The 19,698-nt window shown below is 50.9% G+C and carries 19 protein-coding genes; 7 read left to right on the top strand and 12 right to left on the bottom strand.

Going from position 1 to position 19,698, the window contains the following annotated elements:
- Positions 1–26 precede the first annotated feature (26 nt).
- Both F451_RS0102255 and F451_RS0102250 read left to right on the top strand, forming a co-directional pair.
- Positions 27–272, top strand: coding sequence for a YcgL domain-containing protein (locus tag F451_RS0102255; protein ID WP_020679728.1), 246 nt, complete (start codon positions 27–29; stop codon positions 270–272).
- Entirely contained in the window at positions 273–710 is a 438-nt protein-coding gene (locus tag F451_RS0102250; protein WP_020679727.1) for a YcgN family cysteine cluster protein, read from the top strand. It abuts the gene before it with no gap.
- 198 nt (positions 711–908) lie between these two features.
- On the opposite strand, the gene rpsA is transcribed toward F451_RS0102250, so the two are convergent.
- Positions 909–2,588, bottom strand: coding sequence for a 30S ribosomal protein S1 (rpsA, locus tag F451_RS0102245; RefSeq protein ID WP_020679726.1), 1,680 nt, complete (start codon positions 2,586–2,588; stop codon positions 909–911).
- A 249-nt stretch (positions 2,589–2,837) separates the two neighbouring features.
- Here rpsA and F451_RS0102240 point away from each other — a divergent pair, with 249 nt between their 5' ends.
- On the top strand, positions 2,838–3,155 hold the full coding sequence (locus F451_RS0102240; protein WP_020679725.1) for a hypothetical protein: 318 nt from the start codon (positions 2,838–2,840) through the stop codon (positions 3,153–3,155).
- A gap of 1 nt (position 3,156) precedes the next feature.
- Here the strand turns inward: F451_RS0102240 and F451_RS0102235 are convergent, their stop codons facing one another.
- Together F451_RS0102235 and F451_RS0102230 are read right to left on the bottom strand one after the other, a co-directional pair.
- A complete protein-coding gene (locus F451_RS0102235) occupies positions 3,157–3,927 on the bottom strand; it encodes a hypothetical protein (RefSeq protein ID WP_020679724.1) in 771 nt (256 codons plus the stop codon).
- A gap of 9 nt (positions 3,928–3,936) precedes the next feature.
- Complete coding sequence (locus tag F451_RS0102230; RefSeq protein WP_020679723.1) at positions 3,937–6,018, bottom strand: carboxy terminal-processing peptidase; 2,082 nt, start codon at positions 6,016–6,018, stop codon at positions 3,937–3,939.
- Positions 6,019–6,169: 151 nt separating this feature from the next.
- Here F451_RS0102230 and F451_RS0102225 point away from each other — a divergent pair, with 151 nt between their 5' ends.
- The gene (locus F451_RS0102225) at positions 6,170–6,688 is read left to right on the top strand and encodes a BamJ family beta-barrel-assembly machinery protein (RefSeq protein WP_040879333.1); all 519 of its coding nucleotides are present in this window, start codon (positions 6,170–6,172) and stop codon (positions 6,686–6,688) included.
- A gap of 23 nt (positions 6,689–6,711) precedes the next feature.
- Positions 6,712–8,001 (top strand): M18 family aminopeptidase, encoded by a 1,290-nt coding sequence (locus F451_RS0102220; RefSeq protein ID WP_020679721.1) that lies wholly within the window; start codon positions 6,712–6,714, stop codon positions 7,999–8,001.
- A 262-nt stretch (positions 8,002–8,263) separates the two neighbouring features.
- On the opposite strand, the gene F451_RS0102215 is transcribed toward F451_RS0102220, so the two are convergent.
- Positions 8,264–8,488, bottom strand: coding sequence for a hypothetical protein (locus F451_RS0102215; protein WP_020679720.1), 225 nt, complete (start codon positions 8,486–8,488; stop codon positions 8,264–8,266).
- 248 nt (positions 8,489–8,736) lie between these two features.
- Here F451_RS0102215 and F451_RS28690 point away from each other — a divergent pair, with 248 nt between their 5' ends.
- Entirely contained in the window at positions 8,737–9,024 is a 288-nt protein-coding gene (locus F451_RS28690) for a LysE family transporter (RefSeq protein ID WP_020679719.1), read from the top strand.
- The gene (locus F451_RS28685) at positions 9,018–9,377 is read left to right on the top strand and encodes a LysE family translocator (protein WP_338040018.1); all 360 of its coding nucleotides are present in this window, start codon (positions 9,018–9,020) and stop codon (positions 9,375–9,377) included. The genes F451_RS28690 and F451_RS28685 overlap by 7 nt, the downstream gene beginning before the upstream one ends.
- Before the next feature lie 227 nt (positions 9,378–9,604).
- Here F451_RS28685 and F451_RS24575 read toward each other — a convergent pair whose 3' ends face one another.
- The 8 genes from F451_RS24575 to F451_RS0102170 form a co-directional block, all read right to left on the bottom strand.
- A complete protein-coding gene (locus F451_RS24575; protein ID WP_020679718.1) occupies positions 9,605–11,023 on the bottom strand; it encodes a DUF2264 domain-containing protein in 1,419 nt (472 codons plus the stop codon).
- A complete protein-coding gene (locus F451_RS0102200) occupies positions 11,020–11,958 on the bottom strand; it encodes a glycosyltransferase family 2 protein (protein WP_020679717.1) in 939 nt (312 codons plus the stop codon). Before F451_RS0102200 ends, F451_RS24575 begins: the two co-directional genes overlap by 4 nt.
- Before the next feature lie 176 nt (positions 11,959–12,134).
- The gene (locus F451_RS27570; protein WP_156826347.1) at positions 12,135–13,862 is read right to left on the bottom strand and encodes a 6-pyruvoyl-tetrahydropterin synthase-related protein; all 1,728 of its coding nucleotides are present in this window, start codon (positions 13,860–13,862) and stop codon (positions 12,135–12,137) included.
- Positions 13,813–14,754, bottom strand: coding sequence for a glycosyltransferase family 2 protein (locus F451_RS0102190; RefSeq protein ID WP_020679715.1), 942 nt, complete (start codon positions 14,752–14,754; stop codon positions 13,813–13,815). The genes F451_RS27570 and F451_RS0102190 overlap by 50 nt, the downstream gene beginning before the upstream one ends.
- A 56-nt stretch (positions 14,755–14,810) precedes the next feature.
- The gene (locus F451_RS0102185) at positions 14,811–15,185 is read right to left on the bottom strand and encodes a GtrA family protein (RefSeq protein WP_020679714.1); all 375 of its coding nucleotides are present in this window, start codon (positions 15,183–15,185) and stop codon (positions 14,811–14,813) included.
- A 6-nt stretch (positions 15,186–15,191) separates the two neighbouring features.
- Positions 15,192–16,508: a glycosyltransferase family 39 protein gene (locus F451_RS0102180; RefSeq protein ID WP_020679713.1), complete on the bottom strand. Its 1,317-nt coding sequence runs from the start codon at positions 16,506–16,508 to the stop codon at positions 15,192–15,194.
- Between the two features lie 501 nt (positions 16,509–17,009).
- Positions 17,010–18,557, bottom strand: coding sequence for an asparagine synthetase B family protein (locus F451_RS24570; RefSeq protein ID WP_020679712.1), 1,548 nt, complete (start codon positions 18,555–18,557; stop codon positions 17,010–17,012).
- A 51-nt stretch (positions 18,558–18,608) separates the two neighbouring features.
- Positions 18,609–19,679: a hypothetical protein gene (locus F451_RS0102170; RefSeq protein ID WP_020679711.1), complete on the bottom strand. Its 1,071-nt coding sequence runs from the start codon at positions 19,677–19,679 to the stop codon at positions 18,609–18,611.
- Positions 19,680–19,698 lie beyond the last annotated feature (19 nt).

Genomic DNA, 19,698 nt, shown 5'->3' with positions numbered 1-19,698 from the left:
TTTATAGAAGTCCGCGTAAGGACGAGATGTACCTTTATGTTGAAAAACGCCAGCAGCTTGCGCGTGTGCCTGAGGCGCTGATTGCGATGTTTGGCACGCCGGTTCATCTGATGGATATGCCGATCAGGCCGGGCCGCAAGCTTGCGCGTATCGATATCGACAAGATGCTGGCTGGGCTGGCGGAAAACGGATATTACCTGCAGATGCCGCCTCCCAAGGAAGATTACATGCTTGATCTGTACCCGGATCGTCCTGAAACCGGGGTGCGTTAAGTGGCTCAGGAGGTATTCTGGCGCAGCAAGTCACTGGAGGACATGACGTCGGATGAGTGGGAGTCTTTGTGTGATGGTTGCGCATTGTGCTGTCTGCACAAGATTGAGGATGAGGACACTCACGAGGTGTTTTATACCTCTGTAGTGTGCCATTTGCTTGATCTCGAGACGCGCCGCTGCACTCAGTACGACAAGCGCTGCTCGCTCGTGCCGTCGTGCGTCAAGCTGCGTCCCGAAGATGTGAAGGAATTTCACTGGCTACCCAGAACCTGTGCCTATCGGCTGGTGCATGAAGGTAAGGATCTGCCGGAATGGCATCCACTGATCAGTGGGCGTGCCGAGTCGGTTGCCGAGGCGGATGCATCAGTGTTGAGCTGGTATGAGGTGAAGGATAACGAGATCAGCGAAGATGACTTTGTCGATTACGTCATTGAATAGTCGAGCGTGCGTGTAGCACTAACGCATTGAAAGTGAAAAGAGGGCGCTGCGGCGCTCTTTTTTGTGCCTGTATTTTGTCGCTATCGTTTGTAGCTGCAGGTGTTGGTTGGGCGAGCTGGCGACGTACCTGATTGCAGTGAGATATAAAAAAAGGAGCGCCGAAGCGCTCCTTTCTTATACCAGGCGATACGGGATCGCTTAGTTGTTTTTCAGCATCTGCTGCTTGATCAGCTCACCGATGGTGGTCGGACCGGCAACTTCAACTTCCTGGTTGCGCACGGCACTGATGGCTGCTTTTTCTTCAGCCTGGTCCTTGGCGCGGACGGAAAGGCTGATGGCGCGGTTGCGACGGTCAACGTTGGTGATCTTGGCTTCAACCTTGTCACCGACCTTCAGGACGGTGGTGGCGTCGTCAATGCGGTCAGCGCTCAGCTCGGACACTTTCAGGACCGCGTCGATGCCTTCAGCCAGCTCGATGACGGCAGCTTTGGCTTCAACAGACTTGACGGTACCGTTCACGATGGTGCCCTTGTCATGTGCTGCCACGTATTCGCTGAACGGATCGCTTTCCAGCTGCTTGATACCCAGCGAAATGCGTTCTTTTTCAGCGTCGATGGACAGGATGACAGCTTCAACCTCTTCGCCTTTCTTGAACTGGCGCAGGGCGGCTTCAGCATCAGCTTCCCAAGTGATATCGGACATGTGAACCAGGCCGTCGAGGTCGTTATCCAGACCTACGAAGATACCAAAGTCAGTGATGGTCTTGATGGTGCCAACCGCGCGGTCGCCAGCAGCGTGCTGCTCAGCGAAGGAAACCCACGGATTGCCGGTGCACTGCTTGATACCCAGGGAGATGCGGCGACGCTCTTCGTCGACATCCAGGATCATCACTTCGACTTCGTCGCCAATCTGCACGACTTTGGACGGGTGGATGTTCTTGTTGGTCCAGGACATTTCGGAAACGTGTACCAGGCCTTCAACACCGTCTTCGATAGAGGCAAAGCAGCCGTAATCGGTCAGGTTGGTGATGCGTGCAGGTACTTTGCTGCCGGCTGGGTAGCGGGACTTGATAGCTTCCCACGGATCTTCGCTCAGCTGTTTCAAGCCCAGGGAGATGCGGCCAGTTTCCTGGTCGAACTTGATGATCTTCACGGAGATCTCGTCGCCCGGGTTCAGCATTTCGCTCGGGTGAGAGATGCGCTTCCACGCCATGTCAGTGATGTGCAGCAGGCCATCAACGCCGCCCAGATCGATGAAGGCACCGTAGTTGGTCAGGTTCTTGACGTAACCCTTAACAACCTGGCCTTCTTGCAGTGCTGCCAGCAGCTCGTCGCGCTGAGCGCTGTTGGCTTCCTGCAGGACCGCACGACGCGAAACAACGATGTTGTTGCGCTTGGGGTCCAGCTTGATCAGTTTGAATTCAAGTTCCTTGCCTTCCAGGTGGTCAACATCGCGTACAGGACGCACGTCAACCAGGGAGCCCGGCAGGAAGCCCTGAATGTTGTTGATGCTGACGGTGAAGCCGCCCTTGACCTTGCCGCTGATGTAACCGGTAACGGTTTCTTCAGCTTCGAATTTGGTCTGCAGTACTTCCCAGGCTTCAGCGCGTTTGGCTTTTTCACGGGACAGGCGGGTTTCACCGAAACCGTCTTCTACCGCTTCCAGAGCGACCTTAACCGTGTCACCGATCTTGATTTCAAGTTCGTTGTTATCGTTAAGGAACTGTACGCGCGGGATAACGGCTTCGGATTTGAGACCTGCGTTAACGGTAACCCAGTCGCTGTCGATGTCGACAACTTCACCCATAACGAGGGTGCCCGGAGTCATATCTACGTTTTGCAGGGATTCTTCAAATAGTTCAGCAAAGCTTTCGCTCATGAATAGGTCCTATGGTAAGTCGGCGACCCGTTTGGAATAAGGGCGGCGCGAACTTTCTATACCGTCAGCTGTATAGGTCAGATTAAACATAAAGCGGCGGCGGTCGCCGTTGCTGACGGGCGACCCATTCACCGCAATAAGGGAGCCATATTGTACAGCTAATGTGCGCGTTAAGATAGCGCTCGGGGGTCTGTTGTCGTTATAATTGGTTTCAGTTACAAACCCCAGCAGAGTGATTACCAGGATTACATGACAAAAACCGATATAGAAGCTCAGATCGCAAAGTTGCAAGAGCTAGAAGCCAGCATTACCGAAAGCAAGCGTGAGCGCATTGAAGAACTCGCCACTGAGCGAGCCCGCAAGTCGGAAGAGTTTGCGGCTGAACTGCGTGAAAAAGCCCGCCTTAAGCAGGAGCGCGAGCAGCAGCGTCAGGAAGACCTCGCCCGTATTCAGGAAGAGCAGAAAGCCGAAGCTGCGCGCAAGCGTGAAGCAAAGGCCGCAGCCAAGCGTGAGCGTATTGAAGCACAGCGTGCTGAAGCCCGAGCTCGCCTGGCCAAGAAGAGCTGACTTAGAGCAGGGCGTCTAGTGAGGTGCGCAGCGCCAGCTGGCATGGCTTGATGACCGAGAGCAGGTCCTGGCGCAGTGCTGCCGAAAGTAGCGACGAATCATTCGTCCTGAGATACTGTGCCAGCATGTGCTCTTCCTGCGCATTGTTTGCGGCCACCTCAGCGGCGTCACCGGTACAGAAGGCGAAGCCCGGCAAATAGTCGTTCATGATGCGATCATGCTCAGCCTGATCCAGCATTAGCCTGTTTTGCTGCGCGTAGCGCCGGTATTCCTGTGCGGATGCTATCGCCATGATGTCGATCTGTGCGTCAGAGAAGCGGTCGGCTTCGGGCAGTCTCCTCAGGTAGGTCTTCAGTTCGCTTTCGACCTGGGATATTTTCTGGTCGAAGGTTTTCGGTGCGAAGTACTCGTTCAGCTGCCTGTATTCTTGCAGGGACTGGATTTGCGCTTGCGCAGCGTTCAGCTGTGTCTGCAGTTCCTGATTGGCATGCGCCAGTCGTTCCTTTTCTTCAGTCAGGTTGTAAATCAGCTGCTGTACGGGTGTCGGCGTCGAGCTTTGCATGCGTGCCTTGATTTGCTCGCTGCTCGGTGCCTGATGGGGCGTCGCGCTGTCTTCGCTGGCGGGATAGTAGCCCAGCTGCGCAAGCTCCTGCAGGGTGCTTGCGTGCTGTGCCTGAATGTTGCGATAGCTTAGGTAGCCGCCCGTCGCCAATGCAATAATCAGCACTGACGCGCCTGTCAGAAGCAGTGTCTGGCGGCTCGGTTTTACCATGCGTGTGCCTTATTCCTTGGCTGCAGTGTACCTGAACGTCAGGTCCACCATATCCAGCAAAATGCGACCGGTTTCTTCCAGTTGCGCGATGGATTCCGGGCTGATGGGGCGCCCCTGCTCATCCTTCTTCAAGTCGTCTTCCAGCTCTGATAACTCGGTCAGCGGTGGTAGTTGCTTGAGTGTGCGGCGGCGGTTCTGGGCATCGAGTTGCCACTGTTCTGCCGCATCGCGTTCCTTGCGCAGTGCCTCTTCGTTAAGCGGAATGACCTTGTCCCTGGCGACTTCTTCCAGGTGCTTGACCTGTTCCCGCATGAAAATGAAGTCCGGGTCGGTCTCGACCCGCTTCAGGTGGCGCTGGTTGAGTTCTTCAAGGAAATTGTCGACGCCAATGAACTTGCCATGACGTACTTCTCTGACCTGGTCCCAGGGCAGGGCGCCTTCCAGCGCGCTTTCGCCAATATCCATTTCGTTGTACATGCTGGGCAGCTTGATGTCCGGTACAACGCCCTTGTGCTGAGTGCTGTCGCCGGAGATGCGGTAGAACTTGGCGTGCGTCATCTTGAGTTGTCCATGGCGCAGGGCATGCAGCGACTGCACGGTACCCTTGCCAAACGTCGGGCTGCCGACGACTGCACCGCGGCGATAGTCCTGAATGGCGCCAGCAAATATTTCCGATGCGGAGGCGCTAAGGCGGTTAACCAGCACGGCCAGTGGGCCGTTGTAGGCGACATCGGCATCGTAGTCCCCCAGGATGTCGATACGACCGTTGGGGTCTCGAATCTGAACGGTAGGGCCGCGGCTGATAAAGAGGCCAACCAGTTCGTTGGCTTCGCGCAGCGAGCCGCCGCCATTGTCGCGCAGGTCAATCACCAGGCCCTGAATGCCTTCCTCGGTCAGTTCCTTGATCAGCTTTTCGACGTCCCGCGTTGTGCTCTTGTAGTTGGGGTCGCCGTTTTGCAAGGCGGCAAAATCGATATAGAAAGCCGGAATTTCGATCACGCCCAGGCGATAGTTCTGCCCTTGATAGTCGAGTTCAAGAATACGCTTCTGCGCTGCCTGCTCTTCCAGCTTCACCTTGCTGCGCACGATGCGTACTTCCTTACGCTTTTGGCGGTCGTTGCTGCCGGCGGGGTTTATTTGCAGGCGCACGACGGTGTCGGCCGGGCCTCGAATCTTGTCCACCACGTCATCCAGGCGCCAGCCGATGATATCGATCATTTCGCCTTCATCACCCTGAGCCACGGCAACAATCGTATCGGAGGCCTTTAGCTGGCCGGTCTTGTCGGCAGGGCCGGCCGGTACGAGGCGCACGATCTTGGTGAATTCGTCATCGCTCTGCAGTACGGCGCCAATACCTTCTAGGGAAAGGCTCATGTTGATCTGGAAGTTTTCCGAATTGCGCGGCGAGAAGTACTGGGTGTGCGGGTCGTATCCTTTGGATAAGGAATTAATGTAGGTTTGAAAAACGTCTTCGCTTTTCATCTGCTCGGCGCGGTGTAGCTGGTAGCGATAGCGCTTGAGCAGCGTTTCGGTCGTATCGGCGAGGCTCTTGTCGGCCAGCTTGAGGCTCAGTGCGGCATTTTTAAGGCGTTTGCGCCACAGTTCGTCCATCTCGGCCGGGGTCTGAATCCAGTCTGCGTCGGTGCGATCGATGTCGAGGGTTTCATCCAGGTCGAACTGAACGTCTTCCAGGCCGTCTTCGAGTTCGGCGATCATGAAGGTCAGCCGTTCATGCATGCGCTGCTGATAGCGATTGAAGATGCTATAGGCATCCTTGAGTTCACCGGCCTGAATACTGTCGTCCAGGGTGGTGCTCAAGGGCTGAAATTCCGCGATATCGCTGGCGTAAAAATAGCTCTTGCCGGGGTCAAGGTCTTCCAGGTACTGCTCCAGCAGCTGACCCGAAAAGCTGTCGTCTATGGTGACCTTGTTGTAGTGTTCGCGCGACAGTGAGTCCAGTATATCGAGCACGGTTTGGCGATGAATGGGCTCTGGAGCGAGAGCTTCCGGAGCGGTGGTGCTGGCGGTTGCACTTTGAAGCAGAAATGCCAGTGCCAGGGTTGGAAGCAAAAAGAGAGTTCGATTGAGCATATCGGTTCGGTGCGTCCCAGTAGGCCAGGTTGTTGAACCTTCAGACAGGCCAAACGCCTGGCAAGTTCAACCAGTACAGGCTACAGAGTGTAGTCATCGCGTGACCTAATGTAAAATCAAGCGTTTACGGCGTTAACAGGGTGAGTTTCGAATGCATAAAAGAGCAACAAGGTTGGCGCTGTGGGTCATGATTGGCACGGCGCTGGTAGGGTGTGGGGATGACTCGAAGGAGGAGGCTTTTCGTCAGCAGCTAGTCGACAAGGCGCGTAATGATGACAATCAGCGTGCCGGCCAGGCATTTCTGGCCAGTAACGCTCAAGTTGAAGGGGTCGTCACGTTACCCTCGGGGTTGCAGTACCGCGTGCTGGTGCCAGGTTCGGGCGCTAAGCCGGATGCTGGCAGTACGGTGCGTGTGCACTATGAAGGTAGGCTGGTCGATGGCACGGTGTTTGACAGCTCCTATGCAAGAGGCGAGCCTGCGCGTTTTCCACTGAATCGTGTTATTCCGGGCTGGAGCGAAGGGCTGCAACTGATGCGTGAAGGAGCGCAGTGGATGCTTTATCTGCCTTCTGAGCTTGCCTATGGCATGTCAAGCCCAACGCCGGACATTGCGCCAAATTCGGCCTTGATCTTTAAAGTTGAGCTGCTTGAAGTCGAGCCTGCACAGTAATAGCAGTAATGGAGGGTGGAAGGATGCAGCACTTTAACAGCGAACTGATGAGTTTTCTGGCGGCCGCGCGTACGCCGTATCATGCAGTGGCGCAAATGGTTAAACGGCTTGAATCAGCAGGTTTTGTGGGCTTGCTGGAGCGTGATGCCTGGTGTCTTGAGCCGGGTGGGCGCTATTTTACGACCCGCAATGGCTCATCGATTATTGCCTGGAGTATGCCCAAGGCGGGCAAGCTCGAAGAGTCTGGTCTGCGTATGGTCGGGGCTCATACGGACTCACCCTGCTTGAAAGTGAAGCCTGCGCCAGAGCTGCATCGCCAGGGTTACCTGCAACTGGGCGTAGAGGTGTATGGTGGTGCCTTGCTGAATCCCTGGTTTGATCGCGATCTGTCGATAGCGGGGAGGGTCAACTACCGTCGTACCGACGGGGCACTGGACCAGGCATTGCTGGATTTTGACCGGCCGGTGGCGGTGATTCCCAGCCTGGCCATCCATCTGGACAGGGAAGTGAATAACGCGCGCACCATCAATGCGCAGACTTATTTGCCCGTTGTGTTGGGGCAGATGGACGAAAAAGCGGATTTCAGGGCCTTGCTCAAGCGTGAGTTGCAGGCACAGGGTGTGCCTGGTATCGACCAGGTGCTGGATTATGACCTGTCGCTTTATGATACTCAGGCCCCAGCCTTGCTGGGGCTTGCGTCCGAGTTCTTGCTTTCCGCGCGCCTCGATAACCTGCTGAGTTGCTTTATTGGTCTGGATGCATTGCTGCAAAGCCATACGGCGCAGGGTGCCCTGCTGGTCTGCAACGATCACGAAGAGGTGGGCAGCATGAGTGCCGCCGGTGCGCAGGGGCCGATGCTGGCGCATGTGCTTGAGCGCCTTTTGCCGGAGCCCGAGGCGCGTCAGCGCATGCTGGCCCGCTCCATGATGATCTCCGCCGATAATGCCCACGGTGTGCATCCCAATTTTTCCGACCGTCATGACGACAATCATGGTCCCTTGCTTAATGCAGGCCCCGTGATCAAGGTGAATGCCAATCAGCGCTATGCCACCAGCAGTGAGACCAGCTCGATTTTTCGTGACCTGGCGGCTCGAGAAGAGGTGCCGGTGCAGTCTTTCGTGGTGCGTACCGACATGGCCTGTGGCAGCACTATTGGCCCGATCACGGCGGCTGAAATTGGCGTTCGGGTACTGGATGTCGGTGTGCCCCAGTTTGCGATGCACTCGATAAGAGAGATGGCGGGTGCGCATGATTCCTGGAATCTGTCCCGGGTGTTGCGGCGCTACTATGCTGCGCAGTCGCTGGGGGGGTAATTGTGACGTTCGAGCCTGTGTGCATTGTCAGGTTCTCGACCTGGCGGTGCTGCCGGCTTCTGACGGGTGTGTTGATGCTGCATTTAACGAGGGGATTATGGCTTGGCGCCATGACGGTCTACGTTGGGCGCGAAGTTGTGGATACGGGTAAAGCGAGGGTATTCAGGAAGGGCGCAGGAAGCTCAAGGAGTTGCGTTTTTATGCAGCAAAGCCCGACAGTTTAGCAGCCTGGCTTTGCTGTATGATCGCGGACATTCGAGGATCAACCGATCAGCGCTTCGAGATTCTGGGTACGCTTGAACTTGAACAGGTTAAAGAAAGCAACAAAAACACCCTTGATCTTCTGTTTGATTTCTTCGCGTCTCTGATTGGCACGTGTCGCTTCAAATTCGCGCGCCAGACGCATGAAGTATTCCTGCTCGGTTTCCCGACGGTTCTTGTTCTGATTTGCAGAAGTGAAGGGCGCGAAGTACAGATCAGATTGCATGATGTTTTCCCATCTAAAATATGCACGCTAACGGTGCTGAATTCGATTCTGCGCACTGTTGTGGCACGCATTGATTTATGCGTGCAGATTATCCACAGTCGGTTGCAGCCGCAAACGATGCTTTTTCAGTACATAGGTGAGAATTTCTATTCAATAGATATTACTCATCTTGATAAAACATGCTGTTTGAGGCTGCGTTGGTGGTTTCCATGTACTGGATTGATTGAATATTGTGCTGAGGGTATTTCATGGAATGGATATTAAATCTGACCGTGCTCGGTATTTTCATTCCCACGTTCTTCTTTGTATCAATTCCGCCCGGCATGTGCATGACACTGGCGCTGACCATGGGGATGAGCATTGGCTTGCGTCGTACCCTCTGGTTGATGTTGGGTGAGCTGATCGGTGTCGGATTGGTGGCGGGCGCATCGGGGCTAGGTGTGGCGGCAGTGCTGTTGCAATATCCGGCGTTGTTTGAGGTCTTGCGTTATGGTGGAGGCGCTTATCTGGCCTATGTCGGTGTGCAGTTGTGGTGAGCAAAAGGGCGGATGGCATTGTCGACGTCGGGGGGGCTCGTGATTTGGCGGCCTATGAATTGGCACTGCAGGGATTTGTCACGGCCATTTCCAACCCCAAGGGCTGGGCGTTCTTTATTGCGTTGCTGCGACCCTTTATCGATCCGGGTTACCGGATGATGCCGCAGCTGGGGGTGCTGCTGTCCATCATTTTGCTGATCGAGTTCTCCAGTCTGCTGATGTATGCCGCTGGAGGGAATGCGCTCAGCCGATCTTTGCAGCGCAGCTCATACATTCGTTTGATGAACCGGGGTCGTTATAAGCTTCATATAGGGTGCAACAGTACACTTGAGGCAGCAACGCTAACAAAGTAGCTGGGCGCATCAGGTGGTTATTGCCAATGGGCAATGAGTCCAGTTGGATTTGATGAGTGGCTGTTTTCTCTGGCGATCGCACATGCCTGTCATCCCTGAATGCAGAATCCTTCTGCCACATCGCTCTTTCATATCGTGTCCCAGCATCGTCTACCCGGGATTCACATAAATTGTTCACCGGCGTTCTGATAAGGCCCGCGCTGCGCCGGGACATCTCATACGATCGCTTACCGGCGGTAAGCATCCAGCCGGGAGTCGAATTCTCGTAATCCCAGTCGGAGCAGGTTATTGGATGGGCGGCAGGCGACCCCGTAGACCCACTGTCTGAGCATTTCCCGCAGGGACTGCTGCCTGGGGGCTATTTCGTTGCCGGTGTAGCAGTGATCATAGAATATGACCTGACTGAGTCCCTTGTCGGGATCGGTGGCCAGCCGCAGTCCGGCTTCACTGATCTGCATCTCCACCTGGCGTTCCTGGGCGGGTAATGGGGCTGGCTGGACCAGGGGCCAATCGAGCGACAGTGACTGGTGATAGAAGACCACCAGGGAGCGGGTGGACCAGAACGAACTGGCCGGGCCGCTGTAGGGGTCGAGCCATCTCAGGTCATCGTCAAAAACCCCCTGGGCCGGTCGCCCCAGGCGTACCCCTCCCTGCAGGATGAAGTAACGCCAGCAACTGTCCAGAGCGGTTAGCGCCATGCCGGAGGGGAACCCAAGGGGGTTGAGCTCAGCAGCCATCAACAGTGGAGCTGGAGTGGCCATGCGGTAACAGAGGCTGCGGCCGAAAAGGACGACCCCGCGATCGGTAAAGAGGTATTGGTACCAGGCCCCAAATTGCCGGACTGAGTCGTGTATGAAGTGCGGATCAAACCGGGGGTCGATCATGTCCAGCCAATAGAGGCTGTAATGGAAAGCCCAGGCATTGTACAGGTCGACCATACCGCCCTCGCCATCAACAAAGCAGCCGTTACCCCGGTAGAACGTTTTGATCCTCCGGTAGCGACTGGCACTGGTAAAACGGTGGCTGACGTCGAGTGCTGCGACGATCTTGTCCACCAGGATTACGAACAGGTGCCAATTGTTGTCGGTGGTCTGTTTGCCGATGACCTGTTTCAGCCAGGCCAGAACCCGTTGTCGTTGCGTATCGGCAAGTTGCTGCCACAGGCTGTCCCGTATCAGCCAGACGGCCAGGGCGATATCCCCTGCCTCGCAGATCAGTGTGGAGCGGTGGCCTATATCCCCCCAATAGCCGGAGTGATCCGGATCGGTGCCGTTGACCAGCGCCCGAAGAATCTGCGCGTCCATTGCCTCACGAAGGTTCGGATTGGCAAGGGGAGAGTTGCGGTAGGCGGCCCAGAGCGGCAGCAGACGGGACACTCCCTCGATACCGTCGTTGCGGGCCCCGTAGATGCTGCCGGCACCGGGGTAGTACGCCAGGGTGCTGGTATTGTGTAGATAATGCTGGTGGGCGTCCCAGAAGTAGTGAATCAGGGTTTCGAAGCGTTGACAGGGGTGGCCGGCCGGGCTGGCGAAGCAGGTTTTCAGCAGATCATCCTGACCAGGATAGGGGGATTTGCCGAACAGCTTTCGATGCCAGAGCTGCTTGTGCATGTGGGCGATCTTCGCCAGGTCGCGCCTGCGGATCATGCGGGAGAGCGATCCTGGTGAAGTTTCACCAGGCAGCGGATGATGAACTTGTAGCTGCTGAAGCTTAGAGGGGCCTTTCGTCGGGCGATATTGAAGGCTTTCAGCGCCCTGCGATACCACCCGGCCAGGAAAAGTTCATAGCCGTATTCGAACCAGACATTGTAAAACAGCCGGTTGAGCTTGCCCTGACTGATGGAGCGGCCATCACGGCTGCTTGCCCCGTGGGTGCGCAGGTTGTGCTCCATTATTTCGGCCCGGTAATTACGCAGGTGGGGCTTGTGAGAGATACTTTCCTCGTTCTTTCGGTAATAGGCGTAGTTGCTCTCCAGCTGGGCGATGCGGGTGTGGTGTGCCAGTTGCAGCCAGAAGTCGTAATCCTGCCCACGCCTGAAGTCGGGATTGAAGCGGACCTTTTCGAGCACCTCAACGCGAACGAGGGCGGCAATAATGTGGTACCAGGAGCACTCGAACAGGGTGTGGTAAACCCATCCGGACATCGCCTCGTCGATCACCGGCGCAGAAGTACTGTCCACAGGAACGGCTGATTTCAGTTTGAAGTGCTGGCCCACGTGTTGGAATCGGCCCGTTGCAACCCCGTACTCAGGATGCTCCTCCAGAAAACGGACCTGCTGGTGCAGTCGGTTAGGAGACCACAGATCATCGCCGTCATTGAAAGCTATGTAACGGCCTCTGGCGCGTTCAATACCGCTGTTGCGAGCCACTGCCGAACCCGCATTCCGTTGGTAGTGATAACAGACCTGGTCACCGAAGTTTTCCACCACCTGCCGGGAATGGTCGCTGCTGCCATCATCGACAACAATAATTTCCTTGTTCGGGTAGCTTTGGTCAACGACGCTCTGGATGCACTCGCCAATGTACTTCTCACCGTTGTACACGGGAATGATGATCGAAACCAAGGGGAGGTCGTTCTGCATCTGTTATCCCGTCCGGAATCATGTCTAATGATTTAGGGTGATCAATAGGGGCTTACTGTATCGACTGACGTTAGTACAGTTGACTTTCGTATCAAGATCAAGTCCTCTCATAAAAATAAATCAGAAAATTACCAAGGACTTCGTGCGCGCAAAACAAAAAATTAATTCATTAATAATCAATTTCTTGTGAATGTGGTTGTCGAAGTTAAGCGAACCATATGTCGACGCCTTAATGTAAAAAATAAATAAAACACACATATAATTAAGACAGTGATAATAGATATAACAGTTCCAATAGTATAATACAAACTGCCGCCCCACTGTAGTTTAATAATATGAGTCCCTGACTTTAGCTCTATTGAGATTAAGCCCGTTGCGTAGTCAGTCACGATATCTTTATTAGCACCGTCGACAGTAACTGTCCATGCTGGAAACGAATACACGGGTAACAATACTTGAGAACGACTTGAAGACTCAACGTCCCAGCGATAAACTCGACCATTATGCTTAGCTTTACAAATAACGCTATGTCCCATGCAAATAACCTCATCTAACAAGCCTTCCGAGCTAATCATAGCCAAGCTTTTTGCATCTCGCGTATAGAATGCACGCTGGCCATGAATTGCTAAATTTTTATTAAACGCATCAACATCGTTTTTAGCATCAATAAAATAACATTTTAGTAAGATTACCCCGCCCAGTAAAATATTAAAGGAAATGATAGCAAGACACAGCTTGGCTGCAATAAAAATCTTGACTTTTGATAAATCATTCAAAACTATAAATAATAGAACTATTGAAGAAATTGAAGAAACACAAAAGAACCGATACGCATATTGAAATTTTCTAAAAAAGGAAAATCTATCCCAAAGAAAATACATAAATTCCGTGCTCATTAAAAATGATACAGCAGCAATGGCAAGAAGCACCAGAAAACATTTTCTTTTGCTTAACGAGACATGACGCAACATAGCTGCAGAAAATATAATTGATGAAAGTATCCCGCCCGCAATTATATATTGAAATAGTGCCCACCTTGTATCATGGAAAATAGGGAATGTGAACCCAAGATCCCATTTAACATCGTTTGAATAGCCGTCTTGATTCATTAGATTCATATAGCCAATGGCTGGCAGCCAGTATATCGCAGCTAAAGCAACACCAAGAATGACACCCGCTGCATCAAAAAATAAAGTCTTGCTACTAATAACCTTACCAATAAACAAGAAAATTGCAGAAATGGCTAAACAGAGTATGACCATGACCCCTGTTAATAAGTGGGTAAAAAAAATACAACTGGTAAGGAATACGATGATTATTATTTTTTGTGGGCCATACTCAAGATAGCTAAGCGTGAAGAGCAGCAATAGTATAAATGCATAAGTAAAATTCCATGGGTGTCCTTGAACATAAAGAAGTGTTGCCAGTTGAAATGGATTAAGCGTTAGTAACACGACAAATAATAAAGTATGCGAGTTCTTGAGCTGTAACTTGGAGCTGATAAAAAATCCGGAAATACCTAATAGCAGTGATCCAAAAATATCTGCTATCTGCATTCCTGAAAAGTAGTCTCCAGTTAAATACGAAAACAACGAAGATACATAGAAATAGAGTGGCGCATAATATGTGAAAACCGGTCCACCTAATCCACCGAAGGTATCATATGCCCACCTTGGATAGAAAATTCCCTGTTCTAGTGAGTTGAAAAAATCCTTCACCCAATAGTAAAAATAAACGCCATCACCTCCAGAAACATACCTACCTCCAGCATAAAATAAAATCAGAGGAGTAATTGAAAGCAAGACTGCCAAAATTAGACAGGAAACGTTAGTATTTTTTACTAGAGAGCGCATATCATGTTTTCTCTTCAATAAAGTATTTGGGTCTTCTTTTGGTTTCTGCATATATTTTAGCTACATACTCACCCACTACCCCTACACTAAGCAATTGAATTCCTCCCAGCATATACATGGGAAGTACCGATGATGCCCAGCCGGGGACTGCGTCGTCAGAAAATAGGCGCACCCAAATCGCCCAGCACGAAATCAATAAACTGACCAAGAATACGAGCACTCCGAATCCGGCAATAAATCGTAGCGGTACGGCCGAAAATGAGGTGATACCATCAATTGCAAGCGCAAGCATTTTCCTTAATGGATATTTTGATTCTCCGGCAAAACGCTCCGTTCGCTCGTAGGTCACCTGACAGGACTTAAAGCCTAAAGTAGGCACAATGCCACGCAAGAAAAGGTTCACTTCTTCATGCGATTTCAACGCATCCATCGCCCGTCGACTGAGCAATCGATAGTCAGCATGATTGAAAACAATTTCAACTCCCATGGCCGACAATATTTTGTAATAGTATTCAGCCGTCGTGCGCTTGAAGACGCTGTCAGACGTTCGATCGTCTCGAACCCCGTAGACCACCTCAAAACCTTCATGATATCGATCCAACATGGTTTCGATGACCCCAATATCATCCTGAAGATCTGCATCTATGCTGACGACCACATTACCTTTTGCTGCGTGCAGGCCCGCCAATAAAGCGACCTGATGGCCTCTATTGCGCGAAAGCTTTAACCCGCCTACATGCACCGATGATTCAGAATAGGCCTTAATCAATTGCCACGTAGCGTCTGAACTCCCGTCGTCAACCAGTAGCATCTGACTGTCAGGAGATATCTTTCGTTTATCGATGAGATCTTGAATAAAACGACTCATCCGATTATGCGTTTCGGGAAGAACCTCTTCTTCATTGAAGCAAGGGATTACGACGGTCAGATTCGGTTTATTCATGGTTAATACCTCCGTCTTGTTGTGCAGTATTGAAGACTAAATACTAATTTATACAACTAGTCCGCCTTATATGTCCATTTTCTGTTCGCTGAAAAATTCCAAACGAACACCAAAGCAGTTGCAAGTACTTGTGCGAATAAATACTGGATTTCCATAACGCCATAAAAAAAATGCATCGCACTAGCATTCAAAATCAAACCGGCACAAACTACAATCGAAAATTTTATAACGGCAATGCGGTGTTTTTCCTGGCTCGTAAAAGTGAAATAATAATTCAGAATATAGTTGAGTATGGCTGATAATAAATAACCCAAAGTGGATGCCAGAACTGGATTAAAACTCAACCACTCTACACCTAGAATCAATATGGCATATTGCATAGCGGTTGCAATTACACCGACACCTATAAACTTGATGAATTGAATTAACATGTAAGTTTATTCCACTGCTTTCCGATTTGCGATAACGAAGTTGTACAACGTCCAGCTTGCGCTTATCATAAGATAAGGCATCGCCGGATAATGATATCTAATCTGACCAGTAAAGACTGCGGCAAGAAGACTTACAAATACTGGCATACAGAACAGCAGTCCGAGTCTCATTAACTTCTCATCACGAGCTATAAGGGCCTTGCCAGCGACATAAATACAGACGAGAGACAGCCAAAGAACCAATACGTAATATATCTGATTAATAATCTGAATGACGCGAATGGCGAATATTGATTCTGGATAGGACTTGTCAAAACTCCAAAATCCGTCCGTATCTTTAGTCCATAATATTAGTACTTTGCGAGGCATCCAAGATAGCCAGGATAAGGTGTTTGTATTAATCCATTCCAAAGCGGCGTCTTTTTGACGTCTGTTTAACTCAACCTGTCGACTGACTCGATCCTGCCATGGAATACCAAGTTGTTTAAAAACGGGAGTGTACTGATAGTCGAAGTGATCGCCTGTTACCTGATCATTAGCTCCAAGCAAAAGGGCAACGCCACCGTTGGTAGATACTAGAAAAAATTCCCCTAACATTTCCTTGTTTCGAAATGACCATGGAAGCACTACGAGTAATAATACGATGTACACTACTATTCCGGCACGAATTGCCGACCACCAGGAATAATCTTTGTACACAAGAGTAAGAGCAATCACTGCACCGAAAGGAAACGCCAGGGTCTGCGGCTTTACAAGCGTGGCGATGCCAAACGCACAGCCGCTAACTATTAGAAGAGGGATACGATTACGGCCTTTTATTAATAATACAAAAGCCACCATCGACAGGGCTGCGTATACTGTTTCAGTATTGGCTGCACCGGTATAGGCAATGTGATTCGGATAAAGTGCATATGCAAGTAATGCCAACCGAGCAACCATTTCACTTCCAGTGGTAATACGCCCGATTTCAAAAACTAACCACATAACGATAGCTGCAGAAAGGGAGTTGAGAACCAAAATTGTTAGGGGAACGGACTTTAGTATCCAAAAGCCTCCGGCAAGAATCGCCGGCCACCCCACAGGCCAATAGGCTGTGGGGTGGCCAGACTCTTGATAGCCAATGCCTGCGGTCAACTCTTGGGCTCGAGTTATATACCAGGCAGCATCTGACATGGGCTCTATGGGAATAAAGACTGCGATCGAAATACGTATCAACAAACCCAAACTGATGCAGAGAGGAATAAACAGTGGATGCAGAACTAATGCCCGGAAGTGATTGTCTTTGATATGAACATCATCAACTTTTATACTAGATGTATCCATTGTCTACTTCCTATAATTGACATATTCATTTGCTCAGCCACTCAACGTGCCATCTGGCAACTCTACTTTTTTATTCTTGTCTCGAAAATCTATGACCGTATTCTTGTAGCGATTTAAACAGTATAGTCCGCCCGTGAGAAAAATTTCTTCATCACCCTGTAATGATTTTCAGCAATCGGAAAGTTCCGTAGCAGGTGGGCATCGGTCAACCGGGACAGGGTCGGTCAGCATGTTGCGACGGAGGGTAAAGGAGTAACCGGCGCCAACGGAGTGCCGGACCTCGAGAAGCTGCGCGTAGCGCCTGCAGCGGGTAACGACATCGAGACTGCGCTGGAGCTCTGCGGATCATTGCCTGCATCGAAGACCAAGTGGTGATCAAGAAGATCCTTAGCCGTCCCGATGCGAAAGCCACCGCGGCCCAAGTTGCCCGGCGGCCGCTGAATACGTGTGCCTACTGGCCGGTGTGTGGCTGTTGTCGGACGGAAAGGCCGTTGATACGGTTTATACGTTTGTGAACTGCTTTTCCAGTTCGTATAAGTATAATGCCCGCCGAAGATACCAGGGTTGTTCACGGCTGTTAGTAAGTAGATCCTTGATAACCTGACGTGCGAGGTATGTTTCATTTATCAATGTGGATTTACCAAAGCCACGACGGAAAACATAATTTGTAAAATCTATAACGGATTTGCGGTAGTACCTGCGAGAATTTCTGTCGTATATAGATTTTTTCGATTTATTCTCATAAGGAATATCCGCTAGGCAAGGGTAGGAAGTTCTGATAACGTCGTCATGAAAGTCTGTACCCATGGTAATGTAGTTTGGAATGCCTGTGCAGAAATCAAAAAAATCGTGGTCGATAAAAGGGCAATGCACCTTTTGAATAGACGAGAAGATCGAATAGGGAATACTGGCGACAGCTCTCCTGGTGCGGTTCCAGAATGTATAAGAAAGAGCAGGATTGTTGCAATTTTCGTGTTTTATAATTTCAGCCTTTAGATGCTCCACTGCAGCATCGAATGATATTTCTCGATAAAAATCGGACTTCAGAGCAATCCGGTTGAATGCTTCGTACGAGGCTTCATTCAGGAGTTCAACAGCGAGATTGTCGTAATCTCGCTCAAGAAATAGTTCCACTTTTTTCCTGTTTAGGGTATGGCCTGTGGAAATCACATCGCCCGCCAGCCCGTCATAAAGCGTGTTTTGACCTCTATTGACATAGTATTCGAGCAGGGGGAGTACCCAAGAGTGACCGCCGCCGCAATAGTTTGTCTGCGATAAGTCTGCGAAGACCGCATCAAACCATGACTTCGGATGTTCAACAATATCATGGTTGAGGTGCAGTCGATCGCAAATTAATCGAGCGATGCGCTCGTCCTCATTGGTTGCCGGTGGTCGATACTGGAGTGTAACGCAGCGCTCCGGTCGAAAACCCTGATGATAAAGTTCAAATAAGATATGGCGCGAGTCTCTTCCACCGCTTAAAGGTAGTATAAATTCTTCGTTTTCTGGAGAGCGCTTACGAATTGCGGCTGAGAAATAGTACCTGTAGCCCTCAAGCGCTTCTTCGTAACTTTTGACACTTTGATTCTGGAAACAACCGTCAATATTACCTGATTCAATGCTCAGCTTTCCATTAGTCCAATAGAGCGTTGAATTTGGGGGAAGTAACTTTACGTCCCGAAAAGGGGTATCATTACCGACAAAATAGCCTAGGCGCAAGAAAACTGAAAGCCCTGGATAATCTGGTATTAGCTGTATCCCTGATCTAAGTATTGGCACGATCGATGATGAGATGATAATCTCGTTTTCATGAAGTAAGTAGAACAGCGGCTTGATTCCATAACGGTCGTTGTTGACCTTAAGTTTCTCGCCGTCCCATTCCCATGTAGTATATATGCCCTCGTAGGGATTATTGCGAGCGGTACTAGATTCTAAGGGATAACCAACTGTGCATTTTCGCTGGCCTTCGATATTGATTTCAATGCCTTTTTTTTGCAGGTGAAGGTAGGCTTGGTCGTCCGGTTGACTGGATTGACTAATCTGCTGCATATATTACCTAATCTTCTGAAATGGGTTTCTTGGTCGCAGCTTCTTTAATTCTTAATTTTTTAGGGGGCTGTGTTTGTACAGCAGAGTTTTATCGTCCACAAACAGAATAACACCCAACTCGGGAATTGCTGCCGGTACCGGCATCTCGTATTTTCCCCAGGGTGGACGATAGTCAATCACGGGCCGATATTGGTTGGTTCTACTGTTGAACTCATACAATAGGCCTTGGTGAAAAATCAGATAGAGGCCGGTGTTGGGATCCACCACCACTTGTCCATGTCTGATGGTCATGTCAAAGGGCAGATCTTCCTGTCGAGTCACTTGACCTTTGTGGTTGATTGTAACCACACTTCTATCATTATTGCCGGCGAAAAATATCATCTCATCCAGTTTTGGATTGTAATGAACTATCGCGTGATAGCCGGAAAAGGGCAGGACAGCAAAGGGTTCCCAAGTGTTTCTTCGAGGTTTTAATAAGGCAAGTGGGAAACCTGTTTTACTCTTGTTTGGACGGGTTTCGTGTGACAGCAGTCCCAGTCCCGGGAAATATTCGATTGTCATGCCACTTCCGCCAGGTGTGCGGGTCCAAGTGCCATCCTGCAAGTGATAGGCGTAGGTGTAGCCTGCTAAATATACATAGAATATACCGTGCTCCGTATCCAGTGCATTACGCCCGTAAACATGTCCGAAACCGGTTTTTCGGGTGTCCTTAAATGTGCCCGGTGCTGAGGTGTTCCAGCCAAAGGGGCCGGGGAGGACGCGCCATTGATTACTGTCCTCAGAATAAGAAATAAATTTATTCTGTTTACGAAAACCCATAAACAGGAACTGCCGGGTTTTGGGATCCCATTTTCCATCGTCCGTCCAGCCGGCAATGTGATGCCAAACTTCCTTGCCCGAATCCCGGTAGCCGACAAACACCGCCATAAGGTTGGCGGGGCGTTTGGCCTTGAGTTCAGCCCACTCACCCGGCTCCATCTTGTGAGCCAGTTTGGAGAGTTCAGATTCCTCAGTGGATGCAGTCGCAGCAAACATCTCAGTACTGGCCTGATTGTTATCGATGACTAGCCCGCTTATGAGTAAGCTGCTGATGACTAGAGTTAACAAGTTACGTGCGTTCATCGGGGACCCTTCACTTTTT

Source organism: Marinobacterium rhizophilum DSM 18822, from assembly GCF_000378045.1.
In the GTDB taxonomy this organism is placed as follows: domain Bacteria; phylum Pseudomonadota; class Gammaproteobacteria; order Pseudomonadales; family Balneatricaceae; genus Marinobacterium_A; species Marinobacterium_A rhizophilum.
Note: the sequence above shows the minus strand (reverse complement) of the source record. Positions and strands in the feature narration are given on the sequence as shown.